Annotated in this window: 19 protein-coding genes; 4 read left to right on the top strand and 15 right to left on the bottom strand. The window is 60.0% G+C overall.

Features of this window, described 5'->3' with window-relative positions; genetic code table 11:
• Positions 1-43: 43 nt before the first annotated feature.
• From HPY58_06050 to HPY58_06090, 9 genes are all read right to left on the bottom strand, one after another.
• A complete protein-coding gene (locus tag HPY58_06050) occupies positions 44-409 on the bottom strand; it encodes a diacylglycerol kinase family protein (GenBank protein NPV29217.1) in 366 nt (121 codons plus the stop codon).
• Positions 406-885: an rRNA maturation RNase YbeY gene (gene ybeY / locus HPY58_06055; GenBank protein NPV29218.1), complete on the bottom strand. Its 480-nt coding sequence runs from the start codon at positions 883-885 to the stop codon at positions 406-408. The genes HPY58_06050 and ybeY overlap by 4 nt, the downstream gene beginning before the upstream one ends.
• Positions 866-3,046, bottom strand: coding sequence for an HDIG domain-containing protein (locus HPY58_06060; GenBank protein NPV29219.1), 2,181 nt, complete (start codon positions 3,044-3,046; stop codon positions 866-868). The genes ybeY and HPY58_06060 overlap by 20 nt, the downstream gene beginning before the upstream one ends.
• A gap of 35 nt (positions 3,047-3,081) precedes the next feature.
• Positions 3,082-4,050 carry a PhoH family protein gene (locus HPY58_06065; protein NPV29220.1) on the bottom strand — a complete coding sequence of 323 codons (969 nt, stop codon included), beginning with the start codon at positions 4,048-4,050 and terminating at the stop codon, positions 3,082-3,084.
• Between the two features lie 22 nt (positions 4,051-4,072).
• Positions 4,073-5,353: a sporulation protein YqfD gene (gene yqfD, locus HPY58_06070; GenBank protein ID NPV29221.1), complete on the bottom strand. Its 1,281-nt coding sequence runs from the start codon at positions 5,351-5,353 to the stop codon at positions 4,073-4,075.
• 62 nt (positions 5,354-5,415) lie between these two features.
• Positions 5,416-5,697 (bottom strand): sporulation protein YqfC, encoded by a 282-nt coding sequence (yqfC, locus tag HPY58_06075; protein ID NPV29222.1) that lies wholly within the window; start codon positions 5,695-5,697, stop codon positions 5,416-5,418.
• A gap of 200 nt (positions 5,698-5,897) precedes the next feature.
• Positions 5,898-6,356: a GatB/YqeY domain-containing protein gene (locus HPY58_06080; GenBank protein NPV29223.1), complete on the bottom strand. Its 459-nt coding sequence runs from the start codon at positions 6,354-6,356 to the stop codon at positions 5,898-5,900.
• A 12-nt stretch (positions 6,357-6,368) separates the two neighbouring features.
• On the bottom strand, positions 6,369-6,545 hold the full coding sequence (locus tag HPY58_06085) for a 30S ribosomal protein S21 (protein ID NPV29224.1): 177 nt from the start codon (positions 6,543-6,545) through the stop codon (positions 6,369-6,371).
• Between the two features lie 162 nt (positions 6,546-6,707).
• A complete protein-coding gene (locus tag HPY58_06090; GenBank protein ID NPV29225.1) occupies positions 6,708-7,166 on the bottom strand; it encodes an arginine decarboxylase, pyruvoyl-dependent in 459 nt (152 codons plus the stop codon).
• A gap of 155 nt (positions 7,167-7,321) precedes the next feature.
• On the opposite strand from HPY58_06090, the gene HPY58_06095 reads away from it, so the two are divergent.
• The 3 genes from HPY58_06095 (at position 7,322) to HPY58_06105 (ending at position 10,468) form a co-directional block, all read left to right on the top strand.
• Entirely contained in the window at positions 7,322-7,879 is a 558-nt protein-coding gene (locus HPY58_06095) for a hypothetical protein (GenBank protein ID NPV29226.1), read from the top strand.
• Positions 7,864-8,625, top strand: coding sequence for a F420-0:Gamma-glutamyl ligase (locus HPY58_06100; GenBank protein ID NPV29227.1), 762 nt, complete (start codon positions 7,864-7,866; stop codon positions 8,623-8,625). Before HPY58_06095 ends, HPY58_06100 begins: the two co-directional genes overlap by 16 nt.
• Positions 8,626-8,902: 277 nt before the next feature.
• The gene (locus HPY58_06105) at positions 8,903-10,468 is read left to right on the top strand and encodes an AMP-binding protein (protein NPV29228.1); all 1,566 of its coding nucleotides are present in this window, start codon (positions 8,903-8,905) and stop codon (positions 10,466-10,468) included.
• Between the two features lie 91 nt (positions 10,469-10,559).
• Here the strand turns inward: HPY58_06105 and HPY58_06110 are convergent, their stop codons facing one another.
• Positions 10,560-10,838 carry a hypothetical protein gene (locus HPY58_06110; GenBank protein NPV29229.1) on the bottom strand — a complete coding sequence of 93 codons (279 nt, stop codon included), beginning with the start codon at positions 10,836-10,838 and terminating at the stop codon, positions 10,560-10,562.
• Between HPY58_06110 and HPY58_06115 the strand changes: the two genes are divergently transcribed.
• Complete coding sequence (locus tag HPY58_06115) at positions 10,826-11,365, top strand: NTPase (GenBank protein NPV29230.1); 540 nt, start codon at positions 10,826-10,828, stop codon at positions 11,363-11,365. The genes HPY58_06110 and HPY58_06115 overlap by 13 nt on opposite strands.
• Before the next feature lie 37 nt (positions 11,366-11,402).
• Here the strand turns inward: HPY58_06115 and HPY58_06120 are convergent, their stop codons facing one another.
• The 5 genes from HPY58_06120 to dnaJ all read right to left on the bottom strand — a co-directional run bounded on the left by HPY58_06120 (position 11,403) and on the right by dnaJ (position 15,852).
• Positions 11,403-12,104, bottom strand: coding sequence for an endonuclease III domain-containing protein (locus HPY58_06120; protein NPV29231.1), 702 nt, complete (start codon positions 12,102-12,104; stop codon positions 11,403-11,405).
• Positions 12,105-12,198: 94 nt separating this feature from the next.
• Positions 12,199-12,543 carry a histidine triad nucleotide-binding protein gene (locus HPY58_06125; protein ID NPV29232.1) on the bottom strand — a complete coding sequence of 115 codons (345 nt, stop codon included), beginning with the start codon at positions 12,541-12,543 and terminating at the stop codon, positions 12,199-12,201.
• 72 nt (positions 12,544-12,615) lie between these two features.
• Positions 12,616-13,968 carry a tRNA (N(6)-L-threonylcarbamoyladenosine(37)-C(2))-methylthiotransferase MtaB gene (gene mtaB / locus HPY58_06130; protein NPV29233.1) on the bottom strand — a complete coding sequence of 451 codons (1,353 nt, stop codon included), beginning with the start codon at positions 13,966-13,968 and terminating at the stop codon, positions 12,616-12,618.
• On the bottom strand, positions 13,961-14,704 hold the full coding sequence (locus HPY58_06135) for a 16S rRNA (uracil(1498)-N(3))-methyltransferase (GenBank protein ID NPV29234.1): 744 nt from the start codon (positions 14,702-14,704) through the stop codon (positions 13,961-13,963). The genes mtaB and HPY58_06135 overlap by 8 nt, the downstream gene beginning before the upstream one ends.
• A 17-nt stretch (positions 14,705-14,721) precedes the next feature.
• Entirely contained in the window at positions 14,722-15,852 is a 1,131-nt protein-coding gene (gene dnaJ / locus HPY58_06140) for a molecular chaperone DnaJ (protein NPV29235.1), read from the bottom strand.
• Between the last annotated feature and the right edge of the window lie 32 nt (positions 15,853-15,884).

Raw genomic sequence — 15,884 nt, forward strand, 5'->3', positions numbered from 1 at the left:
TGCTGCAGCTGCCGCCGGATCGGCTTCTCCGCAAGGCGGCAGGTCAGCGAAAGAGGGGGCGGAGGTGGGGGAGAAAAACCAGAAACCCCGTAAGGAGGGCATTAAGCGCGGCTACCAGCACCGCCCCGGCCGCGATGTGCTTGGCGGTTCGCGCCAGCGGGTGGTAGGTGGCAACAAAGAGATCAACGGTCTTTTCCAGGGCGGTGTTGAACATTTCGGCAACCAGGACGAGGCTGATGGCAAAAACCACCAGCGCAGTTTCCAGCCGGTCCAGCTTCAGCGCCCAGGCGGCAAACAAGGCGATGCAGGCAGCCGCAAGGTGAATCCTCATGTTCCGCTGCGTCGCCAGGCAGTAGCCCATTCCCGCCCCGGCATCCCGGAAGCTTTCCGCTAAGGTCCTTTTGCTCATTCCCCATCCACCTCAAAGCCGAGGCGGGCAAGCACCTTCTTCTCCCGCGCCCGCATCTCGGCGGCTTCCTCCGGAGACTCGTGGTCGTACCCCAGCAGGTGCAGCATCCCGTGAACCGCCAGAAAGACCATCTCCCGGGAGAAGGAGTTTCCGCACGCCCCGGCCTGCTCAAGGGCGCGGGGGACGGAAATCACGATGTCCCCCAGCAGGACCTCCTCCCCCGGGTCGGGAACAACAGGCTCTTCCAGAGCCTCCTCCAGCATCGGAAAAGCCAGCACATCCGTCGTTTCGTCAAGACCGCGGTACTTCCTGTTCAAGGCAGCCATTCCGGTGTCATCGACGAGGAGGATGCTGACCTCGGTCTCCAGAAAAAACTCCTCCTCTCTGAGGACCTCCTCAAGGGCCCTCCGGATCAGTCCCAGCACTTCGTCGCCGACCGGGACCTGGTTTTGCTCGTTACTGATTAACAACTGCACCCCTCGACCTTCTCCTTTCGAGCTCGCTGATCACCGTTTCGGGGTACTCAATGCGGGAGTGGAAGATTCCCGTCAGCACCCGGACAAAGGCGGCGGCAATCCTGTTCAGGTCCTTGAAAGTCAGGTCGCACTCATCCAGCTGGCCGTCGTGCAGCTTTTCCTTGATGATCCTTCTGGTCAAACCCTCCAGCCGCCCCGGGGTGGGCTTCTGAAGCGCCCGGATCGCCGCCTCTACGCTGTCGGCCAGCATCACCAGGGCGGCCTCTTTGCTCTGGGGTTTGACGGCATCGTAGCGAAAGTCGGCTTCCGCTACCAGCTCCGGCCGGTCGCTTTCCAGGGCGCGCTGGTAAAAGTAGGCAACCAGGCTCGTGCCGTGGTGCTGCTCGATGATTGCCATCACATCGCGGGGGAGCTTGTGCTCCCGGGCCAGCTCCAGGCCGTCCTTAACGTGGGAGGTTATGATTAGTGTGCTCAGGCTCGGGGCGATCTTTTCATGCGGGTTTTCCTTCGTGACCTGGTTTTCGATAAAGAAGTAGGGGCGCTTCAGTTTCCCGATGTCGTGGTAGTAGGACCCCACGCGCACCAGGAGGGGATCGGCGTGGACCGCCTGTGCTGCTGCCTCCGCCAGGTTGCCGACAAGGATGCTGTGGTGGTACGTGCCGGGAGCTTCCATCAGCAGCCGCTTCAAAAGGGGCTGGTTGGGATTGGCCAGCTCCAGGAGCCGGACCGAACTGGTAATTCCGAAGGCAGTCTCCAGGTAGGGGAGGCACCCCAGGGTCATCACCGAAGAAAGGAAACCGTTCAGGATTCCCATCCCGACACCCGCAGCCAGGGTGCTTGCCCCGACCTCGTCAAGCAGGCCCAGGACCAGGATGACTGCAGCATTTGCAAGGGAGACGTAGATTCCCCCCCGGATCAGGCCCGACCGGTCGCTCAGGGAGGAGATGCTGTAAATTCCTGCCAGGCTGCCCACCAGCCCCGCAATCACGAAGGAGAGCTGCCCGCCCATCATGATTCCCACCAGGATGCTGGCCAAAAAGGCGGAAAAAACCGCCAGCCCCGCGTCAAGGAGCACGGTGATCAGCATTGCCCCCCCGGCAAGGGGGACGAGGTAGCCGACCAGGTTCGCAATTTCCGGCTGGTTGCTGATCTTTAAAACGGTAATCCCCTTCGCAACCAGAAGGGTCAGGGTGAAGAGGAGCCCGTAGAGAAGGAGGTGCTGGTCGTGGCTCAGGAAGTCCCGCCGGAACTGGTAAAGGTAAAAGAAGATCAGCCCTCCCAGCAAAAGGACGAAGAGGCTGGCCCCGAGCAGCGCAGGCCAGATCGCCCGCGTTCTCAAAAGCCCCAGCTGACGAAGCACCGCGAGATCCCCGGCATCAACAGGGTCCCCCTTCCTGACGATGATCTGCCCCGCCTGGATGGTGCGCTGAACCGGAGGCACCTGATTCCTGGCCTCTGCAACCCGCCTGGCGTAGGCCTCCCGGTCGAGGATGAGATTGGGCCGGATCGTTTCCGTGAGGATGAAGCTGACCACAGGCTGCCAGGGCTTATTCAGTTCAGAGAGAGCAACCTTTTCGGCAAGCCTTTCCCGCGCCTCGGGAAGAGACTCCTCGGTGAGGCGGTACTTCAGCTCCTCCTGGAGGAAATTTCTGGTCCGCGCCTCAAGACCCGCCAGCTCCTCCTCGCTTCTCTGAAAGAGCGCCTCCAGCGCCCCGCCCGGGAGAGACTTCACTTTCTCCGCCGGGGCGCCGGTTGCCTGCCCGAGGAAGTCCCGCAGCCGGGCCGCCCGCTCCTCAGCAGAAAGATCAGCCCCCCGCAGTTCCCTTATCCTGGCGTAAATCCCCCTGATCTTTTCATCAAGCAGAGCCGCAACCTGCTTATCCTCCCGGTAGACCTTTTCCACCCGGCGGGCCGCCTCCTCCCGGAGGCGCTCCGTCTCCGCTTCATCAACGTATACGATGTTGCGCGGGGAGGAGATGTCGGCCGGGCTGATCTGCCCCTCTTTCAGGGAAAAGCCCCCGGAAAGAAAACTCGAAACCAGGACGAGCACGGCAACCAGAAAAAAGAAAAGACCCCAGCCCGCCTTCTGAAAGTTCGGGTGGCGGATTGCTTTACTCAAAGCATCCCGGAGCCAGCGGCTCCCTTTCTGCCAGGTGAGCATGAAATGTCACTCCTAAAAGAAACCAGCAAACCGCATTACCTGTCTTTTGCCTCAAAAAGCTCGTAGGCTTCAACGATTTTCTGGACGAGGGGGTGGCGGATGACGTCCTCCCCCGTAAGATACTGGAAGGAAACTCCTTCCACATCCTTTAATACCTTCTGAACCTCGACAAGGCCGGAGGACTGCCCCTTGGGAAGGTCAATCTGGGTTACATCCCCGGTTACCACGGCCTTGGAACCAAAGCCCAGGCGGGTTAAAAACATCTTCATCTGCTCCGGGGTGGTGTTCTGCGCCTCGTCGAGAATCACAAAGGAGTCATCGAGCGTGCGCCCCCGCATGTAGGCGAGGGGGGCCACCTCGATGATGCCGCGCTCCATGTAGCGCTGGGCGGTCTCCGCTCCCAGCACATTGTAAAGACCGTCATAAAGCGGCCGCAGGTAGGGATCAACCTTTTCCTGGATGTCGCCAGGGAGAAATCCCAGCTTCTCCCCCGCCTCCACCGCGGGCCGGACCAGGACAATCCGGCTGGTCTCCCTGTTTCTCAGGGCGCGCACTGCCATGACGACGGCCAGATAGGTTTTTCCGGTGCCGGCGGGGCCGATTGCAAAGACCAGATCGTGGTCCTTGATCGCCTGAATATACCGGGCCTGGCCGGCCGTTTTCGGGCGGATCGGCTTGCCGCGCGCATTTGTCAAAATCACCTCCGCCCGGATGTCAACCAGCTTATCCCGCGAACTCTCTTGAACGAGGCGCCACGCGTAGTTGATGTCGGAAATCGTGATCGGGTTCCCCTGCTCCGTCCAGGCAATCAACTGCTTCAGCAGAGCAACCGCCCGGCTCACTGCCTCCTCTTCACCCCGGACGATGATTTCACCGCTTCGGGCGATGATCTGGGTCGCACTTTTTTCTTCAATAAACCTCAGGTTTTCATCAAGGTGACCGAAAAGGTTAGCCGCGTCTCCGTTGTTCTTTACGCTGAGCCTCGCTTCTGCGCAACCTACCAAACTTTCTGTCTACCCCCTGTCTTTAGTCGATTGCCGGGTTATCCCTTCCGCCCGGGTTCTCCGGAACCCGCGGCTCCCCCAGGTTCCGCGGCGCCTGAAACGGCCTTTCTCTCCCGATGTCCTCAACTGCTTCCGCTGTGATGACAACCCGGACAGGGCCCTGATCTCCGCCCTGAAGCACCTTCACCTGGCGCTTCACAACCGGCACTCCCGCAGGAACAAGTTCTGCGAGGCGCTCCCGGGCGCGCCGGGCCGCAAGGCGGAGGGCTTCCTCGTAACTCCGGGTGACGCGCACACGCCTGATTTCTTTTACTTCTATTGTAACAAATTCGACAGGCAAAGTGATACTCCTCCACCGGGGAAATTTCCTCCGGTGGACCCTTGCACGGTAGAGTGCATAGGGAATGCGGCGGGGGCCTTTTATAATTATTTCCTTTTGTTCCATCCTGATGCAGACGATCCGTACTGCCCTCCCCGTTATTCGCTCAAGCACCTCCGTGCGGGGGGCCTCCCCGTACCCTCTGTACCAAACGCGCGCCCGGACGATCCCCTGCGCCCTCACGTAGCGGGGGAGAGAAGGGGCAGGAGGCGACCCGGCACCCTCCGGGGCTGGGAAGGGAGCGGCAACGACCCCGGAAATAAGGATCTGCCCCCTCCGGACGACATCCCCCTCCTGAACGCGGGGCGACCCTGCAAGAACCAGAAGCTCTTTAATCAACCCGTCTTTTTTCGCCACAACATGAGAGGGGCCCCTGTCTCTTTCGGCGAGTGCTTTCTCTGTAATTCTGATCCGCGCCCGCGTCCCCTTTATGTGAACCTCCGCAAAGGCGACCCCGGGAAGCTCCTGCATCAGGAAGTCGGCAACCCCGTTCGGCTCCACCCGGAACCGGAAGACGCCCGGATGCAAACCGGCGCGGGCGGCGGCCCGCAGGACCGCGGCAGGCGGTATCCGCCTCGTTCCCGCCACTTCAACGGTCCAGATAAAGGAGGAAAAAAGGTAGAGGAGCAGACAGAAAACAAGGGCCCCTCCCGCCAGCATCTTCCGGCGCCGCAGGCGGTGGATGAGGAAGGGAAGGCCCCGCTTCGCCCGGATCCGGACGCGGCAGCGCGCCCGCCTGGCAATGTGGCGCAACCCCCTGAAGGAGGCCGCATAAACCCTGACCAGAAGGAGCTGCCCGTCGATCCAGGCGATATCCCAGAGGAAAACCCCCCGCGTTAAGGCCAGATTGATGAAGCGCTCCGGGTGCTCCCCCTGAACGGTTAAAACAAGGTATCCCAGCAGATAGGCCCAAAGATCCCGCACCGGAAGGATGCCTGCCTCCTTTCTCCTCTTAAAAAGCCTTCGCACCGCTTTTCCCGGAACCCTTAACTGCCGAGGAGCACCCCCTGGATCTTGCCGTCCACCGCAATTTCATCCGGGAAAATCGTTCTCAGGGCAAGGCCTGCCCCGCTGATCACCAGTTCCCCCAGACTCGTGCTGATCCGGACCCTTTCCCTGGTATATTCAATAATGCCCCGGTGGTTTTCGACGATCACCTGCATGTCCCCCAGGAGGGTAACGCGGGGAAGGTCCATGACCAGCTCCCTGGGGAGTTCCAGGAAGTGGGCAAGCGCCTGTTCAAACCTCTTCTTGCTCTCCCTTGGCAAAAAAATCCCACCCTTCTTTCCCATTCTATGCAAGCCGGCGGCGGTTGAGACCCTGCCCCAACCGGCACAAAGCTCTCCGTCCGGAGGAGGCGGGGCCGGAAACGCGAGAACCAAAGCAGGAGCAGCTTTTTCCGGCAGGAGCGCCGGGGCCATATCGAGTAGGGCAGCCTGCCGGCTTTTTCCATGTTGCCTTTTTATTTTCAATCCTCGCCTGAAAGGAGCTTCCGGACAATCTCCTGCACCACTTTTCCGTCGGCGCGGCCTTTCATTTTGGGCATGAGGACGGACATCACCCGCCCCAGACTTCGCACCTCCCTTGCTCCCGTAGCAGTGATCGCCTCGCGCGCCAGCCGTGTGATCTCCTCCCTGCTTAACTGCTGGGGAAGATACACTTCAAGAATCGCAATTTCCTCTTCCAGTTCTGCCACAACATCCGGCCGGTTGACCCGGGTGTACTCCATGATGGCCTCCCGCCGCTGTTTTACCTCTTTTGCCAGCACTTCAATAACGTCGTCGTCGGTAAGCTCCCGCCCGAGTGCAATAGAGTGGTTCTTGAGGGCAGCCCTCGCCATGCGGATCACGGAGAGCTGTTTTCTGCCTGCCTCCCGGGCCTTCAAAGCTTTTTTCATATCTTCGAAAAGCCGTTCCTGCAGTGACAGAAAAATCACTCCTTATGACCAGCGCCGCTTGCGTGCCGCCTCGGATTTCTTTTTTCTTCTCACGCTAGGCTTTAAATAATGCTCCCGCTTTCTTGCCTCAAGAAGAATCCCTGCCTTCTGGCAGGAACGCTTAAAGCGCCGGAGGGCACTATCCAGAGATTCGTTTTTTCCGACCCTTACCTCAGCCATACCCGTCTCCCTCCCCCTCTTCTAAGTTCGGCGCCGCGACCTCTGCCTCGAATGAGAGCGATCCCGTGCCCGGCCCTGAAAATCCACTTAAACTGCATTTCCATTATACACTAGCCTGAAGGAAAGCGTCAACCAAAGGAAAAAAGGGAAATTCTGAAGCACCTAGTACCAGAACACAGCGGCAGCAAGCACGCCCCCGTTCCGCTCCACCCGGTGCTCAACCGCCCGGACGAGCACCTCCCGCAGGGGGAGGCTGCGTTTTTTAAAACCCTCCTCCACCATCGCCGTTACCCGGGCCTCCGCCTCCTCCTTTGTGCAAAAGCCCTCAAACTCCATGATCACGCCGTAAGTGTCCGGGCTGAACCCAACCCCAATTGCGGCTGCAATCACCCTCCCGGGTTCGCCGGAGGTCAGGTACCCGTACGCCGCCGGCACGAGGGCGCCAGGCGGAATCACAAGCTGAGCGTGATAGACGGCACCCGGCGGCAGAATGCTGCTCACTCTCAAAAGATTCAAATTCCCCACTCCAGCGTCTAAAAGGGCGGCGTCAAAGGCATTTAGAGGAGTGTCTCCCTCGCCGTGGCCTGCCACTAAGGTAAATTTACCCGGAACTGGTAACACATGCTCCCCTCCCCACCTGTTTTTACGCTCTATATTATATGGAGAAGAGGAGCGATCGGTGCGGCGCGGATCGCGCCGGAGCCCCGGGAGGCGCCAGCCGGTTTCAGGTTTCAAGTCCGGCCCGCATATACATATTTAAAAAAGATTTGCGAAGGGTGGAGGTAAAAATTTTGCTCCTCCTTGCACTTTTTACCTTTGCCGGCAGCCTGACTGCCGCCCTGGCAATTTATTTCTGGCACCAGGGAGACAGCGACATCGTTTTTGAGGTAAAAGATGCCCACGCCTTTCAGGTGAAACACGAACCCTTTAACCGGGAAATTTACTGCCGCTGCCTGATTCCCCTCACCAACCGGGGGAGGCAGCACGGGATGGTGGTCAACGTTTTCTGCCAGCCCATGTACTGCGGGAAGGTGATGGAAAAGCTGGAGATCGTGCCGCGCCTCAGGCTCTGCCGGGAGCCCCTGCGCCAGAACGGATACTGGGAAGCAGTAATTATTAAAAAAAACACCACCCACCTCACCGAACTGGAGGTCAAGATCCGCGCCCGGATAGACTTAAGCTCCCTGGTCAGGGATGTTCCCCGCCTGACGATGCTGATCTACTACCAGACCGTGGGAAGAAACGGAATGCAGCTGCGCCTGGCCGAAATCCAGTTCGATCTCACCGGGGAGAAAGCAGGGGAGAAGGTGGGAGGCCCGTGCCCGTTGAGGTGATTCCCGTAAATACGAAGATTATCACCCCTGATGATGACCTGCTGGAGGTGATCGCCAGATATGCGGCGCCCTTTCTCAAACCGGGTGACACCCTGGTCGTGGCCGAAAGTGTTGTTGCGATCACCCAGGGGCGGATCATCCGCCCAGACCACGTGAAACCCGGGCTCTGGGCGCGGGTGCTGGCGCGCTTCATCCACCAGGACGGGAGCCTCTCCTCCCCCTACGCCATGCAGGTGATCATGCGGGAAGAAGGCACCCTGCGCACTCTTGCGGCTTTCTGCATTGCCGCCCTGACCCGCCTTTTGCTGGGCCGCCGGGGGGACTTTTACCGCCTGGCCGGGGAGCAGGCCTCGTTGATCGATGACATCACGGGGACGATGCCCCCCTTCGACAAGCACATTGTTCTCGGCCCCCGCGGCTCTGAAAAGGTCGTCGCCGAGATCAGGCGCCGGTTCGGTGTGGAGGCGGCAATTATTGACGCCAACGACCTGGGGAAGTCAAAGCTCCTGGCAGCTACTCCCGGCGCCGACCGGCCCCTCCTGATCAAGATCTTTCGAAAAAATCCCGCCGGCAACGCCGACCAGCAAACCCCCTTCGTGATCGTCAGGAAGGCCCGCCGGAAGGCCAGTTCGCCAGGCCCGGCTGCAGATCAGGCAGGCGATACCGGCTTGCCTGGAAGGGCAGCTCTGGGAACACGGCAAGACAAAAAAGGCTATATGCCGCGAGTGCATCAACATCGCAGGTGAAGTGAAAAAGGCGGTGCAGGGAGGAGAGGGAGCCACCGGCAGGAAATTATTGATCTGCGGCGAATATACTGTCAAACGGTCCGGGTATAGAAGTGATGCCTGAATGCCCGGCCTTTGACTAAAAGATTTGCATCTTCAAATTCAAAACAACTCAACAGATACCAGGAAGGGTGGTAGACGGTAGTATGGAAGGACGGTAGCTCTTATTTTTTTTGCATAAGAAAAATAAATTATAATTCTTTGACTCACGCAGCATGGAAGGAGTGCGCGACCCTTTATGCCGGTTACAGAAATGCTTTCCCGCAATGCGAGAATGTATCCCGACAAAGTCAGTTTAATAGAACGCGAGCCTGCCCTTAACAGGCGGAGAGAGATAACGTGGCTGGAATTTGAAAAAACGTCCAACAGGCTTGCCAACGCTTTGCTGGCACGAGGCATCACCCGGGGCGACAGGGTTGCCCTGATCATGACAAACTGCCTGGAATGGCTGCCTGTTTACTTTGGGATCCTGAAAACTGGAGCTCTGGCCGTCCCGCTGAACTTCCGTTTTACTGCCGAAGAAACCAGGAGGTGCGTCGAGACCGTAGGCGCAAAAGTGCTTATTTACGGCCCTGAGTTCACTCAGAGAATTGAAGAAATCAGGGATCAGATAAGCAGCGTTGAGTCTTTTATTTTTGTAGGAGAGCAATGTCCTGAAAAAGCCGAAAACTATTTTAACGTAATCGCGGATTCTCCCGACGGTGATCCCCAGGTGGCAATATGCGATCAGGATGATGCAGCTCTTTATTTTACATCTGGAACTACCGGCGCTCCCAAACCTATCCTTCTGACTCATGCAAACCTTGTTTCTGCGTGTATTACCGAAAACCGCCACCACCTCCAGCAGCACGAGGATAATTTTCTGTGCATTCCTCCTCTTTACCATACCGGGGCGAAAATGCACTGGTTTGGAAACCTGATCGTGGGCGCCAGGGCGGTTCTGCTGCGCGGTGTGGAGCCCCGCTGGATTCTGGAGGCAGTATCGGAGGAAAGGGTAACCATCGTCTGGCTTCTCGTCCCCTGGGCCCAGGATATCCTTGATGCCATTGAAAGCGGGGAAGTCAACCTGAAGGACTACCGGCTTGAGCAGTGGCGGTTGATGCACATCGGGGCCCAGCCTGTGCCTCCGAGCCTGATCATCAGGTGGAAGAAGTATTTCCCCCACCAGATGTACGACACCAACTACGGCCTCAGCGAGTCTACAGGCCCCGGCTGCGTGCACCTGGGAATAGAGAACATCCATAAAGTTGGGGCTATAGGGCGGCCTGGTTTCAACTGGGAGGCCAGGATCGTGGATGACGAGGGCAGACCTGTTCCAAGGGGCAGGGTCGGGGAGTTGATTATCAGAGGGCCAGGGGTAATGAAGGGTTACTACAACGACCCGGAGGCCACCAGCAAGGTCCTGAAGAACGGCTGGCTTTACACCGGCGACATGGCAAGGGAGGACGAGGACGGTTTTATTTACCTGGTGGACCGGAAGAAAGACATTATTATCACGGGTGGGGAGAATATCTTTCCGGTGGAAATAGAAGAATTCCTGCGCGCCCACGACGACATCAAAGATGCTGCCGTCATCGGCATGCCCGACAGGCGCCTCGGGGAGGTCCCCGTGGCCGTTGTCGAGGCAAAGCCCGGAAGAGTACTCACGGAGGAAATGGTGATGGACTTCTGTCAAGCCCTCCCCAGGTACAAAAGGCCGCGCCGGGTTTTCTTCGACAAGGTGCCCCGCAACCCGACCGGCAAGATTGAAAAGCCGAAATTGCGGGAGAAGTTTTGCGCCGGGAGGATCGCAAAAGTCATTTAGTCCGTAACAACTGGCGCTTTCAGCTTTTCCGCCTCCGACCGGCAGCCGGGAAGATGCTGCAGGGCTCTGCTTGTTTTGCATTACATCGCTGCTAAAATTTGTCAATTACTATTCCCAGAGTTGATGCTTTAATATAATTCCCGTCCTTCAACAGCTTCATGGAAGCAGTGTCGCCTGTAACAACCACTCCGATAATTCTAATATCGTCTTCGCTAATCTTTCCCTTGTTATTGCTCAGAGCGTCATAGAGCCCTTTGAATTGGGACTGGTAGCGACTTTTTCTCTTTAAGCCTGCATTAATGGCTTCAACAAAGGAGCGACGGGGGTCGTCTAGTATTTCGAGGGGGGAACGGCATGATGCAGGCCGCACAGAAAAACTTCCTGCTCACCGGCCTGCCGGGCTCGGGCAAAACCACGGTGCTCGTGAAGCTGGCACAGCTGCTGGGAGACAGGGCGGGCGGCTTTTACACCGCCGAAATCCGCGCCGGCGGAAAACGCCTGGGTTTTGAGGTGGTCACCCTGGGCGGAAAAAGGGCGACCCTGGCGCACGTGGACTTTTCCTCCGGGCGGCGCGTGGGAAGGTACGGTGTGAAGCCGGAAAATCTGGGGGAGGCCCTTGAGGAAATAAAACAGGCCCTCGCCCAAGGCGGGCAAAAGTGCCTGCTTATTGACGAGATCGGGAAGATGGAGCTCTCCGCCCCCGGCTTCCGGGAGACGGTTCTGGCGGCCCTGGACTCTCCGCTGCCAGTTGTGGCCACAATCCTGGCAAAGCCCCACCCCTTTTGCGATGGAATAAAAAGACGCCCCGATGTCCGCCTGATAGAAGTGAACCGGGAGAACCGGGAGGCCCTGCCCGGCAAGCTTTATTCTGCGGTAATCCGGCACCTGAAAACCTGAAAACGGGAAGGAGCCCCGCTCCGCGACATAATCTTTTTTAAAAAGGACGCTGGTATCCAGAGGAATTTTGCCTGTGGTTTCTGCAGAGATCGCTCAGGGGGCAGGGGCTGCAGCGGGGGCTCCGCTTGAGGCAGAGGTGGTGCCCCAGGGCGTCGATCTGGGCGTGGTACTCGTTGTAAAGGGGCACCTCCGGCGGGAGGTGCTCCATGAAGAAGCGCTGCATCTCCCGGTAAGAAATCTTCTCCGGGAAAAAGCCGAGCCGGTTGAAGATCCGGTGGGTGTAGGCGTCAATGACGAAGATCGGCTTCCCGGCCGCGTAAAGGATGATGGCATCTGCGGTTTCCGGCCCGATCCCGTAAATCCTGAGGAGGCGGCGGCGCAGGGGTTCCAGCTCCTGGGAGAGAAAGGCCTCCAGGTCGCCCCGGTATTCCTCCTGCACCACCCGGCAGAAGGCCTGCAGTTTCTTCGCCTTCTGAAAGTGGTACCTCGCAGGCCGCACCAGGGCCGCCAGCTCCGCCTCCCCGCAGGAGAGAATTCCGGGCAGGGAGAGAAGATCCGCCTCTTTAAGGTTTTTGATGGCTGCAGCCGCGCTCCGCCAGGAGACATTTTGGGTCAGGATCGCCCCGACGATTACCTCAAAGGGGGTCTCCGCGGGCCACCAGTGCCTGGGGCCGAAGTGCCGATAAAGCCTGTGGTAGATTTCCATCAACTGTTCCCGCACCCGCAACTCACCTGCCATGATCTTACAACATCCAGGCTCCCCGGGAAACCCCCTTCTTCTTGCAGGGAAAGGGTGCTCAAAAACCAGGGTGCCGCCAGGATACAGCAGCGGTTTAGCCGGGGGGCCATTCAAGGGCGCGCCCGCCGAGCAGGTGGAAGTGGAGGTGGTTCACGGTCTGGCCGCCCAGGGTTCCGGTGTTGATCACCACCCGGAACCCCTCCCGGGCGAGACCCAGCTCCTCTGCCAGCTGTGGCACCAGGGCCAGCATCCTCCCCGCGAGGGGGGCATCTCCGGCCTTTAAATCCAGCAGGGAGTCGAAATGCTTCTTAGGGATCAAGAGGACATGGGTCGGCGCCACCGGGCGGATGTCCCGGAACGCCAGAAAGTCGTCATCTTCGTAAACAACCTGGGCGCCGATTTCCTTTGCCGCAATCTTGCAGAAAATGCAATCCGCCAAACTTTCACTCCTTTCGCGTAATCACGAGTTCACCCGGAAAAGCCCGTTGACTTCTTTGCTGCTCGAACCTCCTCAGCGAAGACCGGCATCAACAGCCGGCTCTCCCAGTAAGGTGTCACCCCCTTCCACACCAAGCACCTGCACGGGGAAAAAGCTGCCGCGTACACTGCGCGCCCCCGGGGGAACCGGAAACACCACCCGCAGGTAGTTGTCCGAGAGGCCCTCCCAGCAGTCCGCCCTCCCGCGCGCCCGGCGCTCCGCCAGAACGGTGAGCACCTTCCCCAGAAAGCGCCTTGCATAGGCCGCAGCCAGCTCCCCGGCCAGGTTCCGGAGCCTTCTGCTCCGGAGATCCTTCACCTCAGGGGGAACCTGGTCCGGCATTTCCGCCGCCGCCGTTCCGGGGCGGGGGGAGTACTTGAAGACGTGGAGATCCCTGAAGGGAAGTGAGGCGATAAATTGATAGGAGTTTTCAAAGCGGCGGTCGGTCTCCCCCGGAAAGCCCGCGATCACATCGGTGGTGACGGCAACCCCCGGAATTCTCGCCTGAGTCCGGTAAAACAGCTCCCTGTACTGGGCCGCCGTGTAAGGGCGGCGCATCAGGCGGAGGATCTCGTCATCCCCCGACTGCAGGGGAATGTGGAGGTGGCGGCAGATCCGGGGCGATCCGGCCATGACCTCCAGCAGCTCCTCCGTAACCTCACCCGGCTCTACGGAGCTCAGGCGGAGGCGGAACTCCCCCGGCAGCCCGACGAGCTCCCGCAGCAGCCCCGCCAGGGTCACCCCCCCGGGCAGGTCCCTCCCGTAGGCGGAGGTGTGAACACCGGTCAGCACCACCTCCCGGTAGCCCGCCTCCAGGAGGCGTTCGAGCCTTTCCCGGACGAGTTCCGGCTTCAGGCTCCTGATGCCGCCCCGCGCCCGGGGGACGATGCAGTAGGAGCAGAACTGGTCGCACCCGTCCTGGATCTTTAAAAAGGCGCGGGTGCGGACCCCGGTACGGGGAAGGGGAAGCTCCTCGAAGCCGGGCGCTTCAAGGGGCCGGACGGCAACGATCCGGGGGGCGCCCCCCGCCTCCTTCTGCCGGGCGGCCTGCTCCACCAGCTCCACAAGCCGGCCCCGGTCCTGGGTCCCCACCACAACATCAACACCGGGCAGGGAGGCCACCTCCTCCGGGGCGACCTGGGCGTAGCACCCCACAACTGCCACAACAGGGCGGCTTGCTCGCGCTCCGGCGCGGCGGATCATCTGGCGCGCCTTGCGGTCTGCAAGGTGGGTTACGGTGCAGGTGTTAATTATGTAAACATCGGCAGGCGACTCAAAGGGGACGATTTCGTAGCCGTGCTGCCGGAAGAGCTCCTGCAAGGCGGCGGTCTCCTGCTGGTTCACCTTGCAGCCGAGGGTGTAAAAAGCGGCCTTCTTTCTACCCACCGCCCAGGTCCCCCCATTCGTAGAGGATCAAACTCAGACCGATCAGCCCTGCGGTTTCGGTGCGTAAAACCCGCGGGCCCAGGCTCACCGAAACACCCCCGCCTGCCAGCACCGCCTCCACTTCGCGGGGGCTGAAGCCGCCTTCCGGCCCTATAAACAAATAAACGGGAGAGGATGGCGCCGTACTCCGGAGGTACTCCTTCAATCCGTACCCCTCCCCCTCCCAGAAAATCAGCTTGCGCGCCCCGGGTTCAAGAGCTTCCCGCAGCCCCTCAAAAGGGGCGATCTCACCGACCACCGGGATAGATGCACGCCCGCACTGGCGGGCAGCCTCCGCGGCAATTGCCTGCCAGCGCTTCAACCGGGCCGCCCTGCGCTCTGGAGGAATCTGAACAACAGTGCGCTCCGTAACGACGGGGTGAATGCTCCAGACCCCCAACTCCGTTGCTTTTTGGATGATGAATTCGATTTTATCCCCTTTCGGAATTCCCTGAACGAGGGCAATCCGCAGGGGAGGCTCTCCGGCAGGTTCCTTTTCTTCGAGAACCTTTACGTAGACGCGGCGGCCCGCCGCCTTTGTGATCCGGGCCCGGTACTCCTTCCCCTTCTCGTCCCACAAAAAAATTTCATCCCCCGGGCCGAGCCTGAGCACGCGGCAGATCTTTCTTGCCGCTCCGGAATCAAGAGGAAACTCCTCCGGCCCGGGGGGGATGCTGGGGAGAAAAAAACGGTGCACTCCTGACTAGCTCCTTCCTATCCCATAAAGGCATCCTTCATTTTTTCAAAAAAACCTTTGCCCCGCGTCTGGTACTGTTCGGCCCTGGTTGTTTCCTCAAACTGGCGCAGGAGTTCTTTCTGCTTCTCGGTCAGCCTGGTGGGGATCACCACATTGATCCTGACAACCTGGTCCCCGCGCCCGTAGCCCCTGAGGTGGGGGATCCCCCTGCCCCGCAGGTGGAAAACCGCTCCCGGCTGGGTCCCCTCGGGAATTTTAAGGGTGGTTTTTCCATCCAGAGTGGGAACCTCGATCTCGTCTCCCAGGGCCGCCTGCACGAAGGAAATGGGGATCTCGCAGACGACGTTGTCCCCCTCGCGGCGGAAGATCTTGTGGGGACGGACCCTTACCGAAACAAAGAGGTCCCCCGGCGGGCCGCCGTGCGCTCCCAGGTCCCCCTCCCCGGCAAGGCGGAGCACCGAACCGGTATCGATGCCGGCGGGCACCCTGATCTTCACCTTCCGCGGCCGCCGGACCTTCCCCCGGCCCTGGCAGGCGCCGCACGGCTTCTCGATCACGCGCCCTTCACCGTGGCACCGGTCGCAGGTCCGGATGGTCTGGAAGCGCCCGAAGGCAATGGCCTGCGTCACCCGGATCTGCCCCGTCCCCCCGCAGGCCGGGCAGGTCACGGGCTTCGTTCCGGCGGCAGCGCCCGTGCCTCCGCACTCCTCGCAGTCCTCCCAGCGGTTGATCTTCACCTCCCGCTCCACTCCAAAGGCCGCTTCTTCGAAGCTCAGCTCGATCTCCATCTGGAGGTCGGCGCCCCGCTGGGGACCGCGCCGCTCCCGGGCAAAGGGGCCGCCAAAATTTTCAAACAGGACGTCGAAGAGGTCTCCAAAGCCCCCAAAACCGAAGTCGCCCCCGGCCCCAAAACCCGGGGACTCGGCGCCGGCGTGGCCGAACCGGTCGTAGCGCGCCCTCTTTTCGGGGTCGCTCAGAACCTCGTAGGCTTCATGGATCTCCTTGAATTTTTCCGCCGCCTCTTCCTTGCGGTCGGGGTTCATATCGGGGTGGTACTGGCGGGCCAGGCGCCGGTAGGCCTTTTTGATCTCCGCCTCCGTAGCGTCGCGGCTTACGCCCAATACCTCATAGTAATCCCTTTTCGCCATTTACCCCACCCTCTGTCCATCCAGCACTCAGT

It is taken from the genome of Bacillota bacterium (assembly GCA_013177945.1).
Taxonomy (GTDB): domain Bacteria; phylum Bacillota; class DSM-12270; order Thermacetogeniales; family Thermacetogeniaceae; genus Ch130.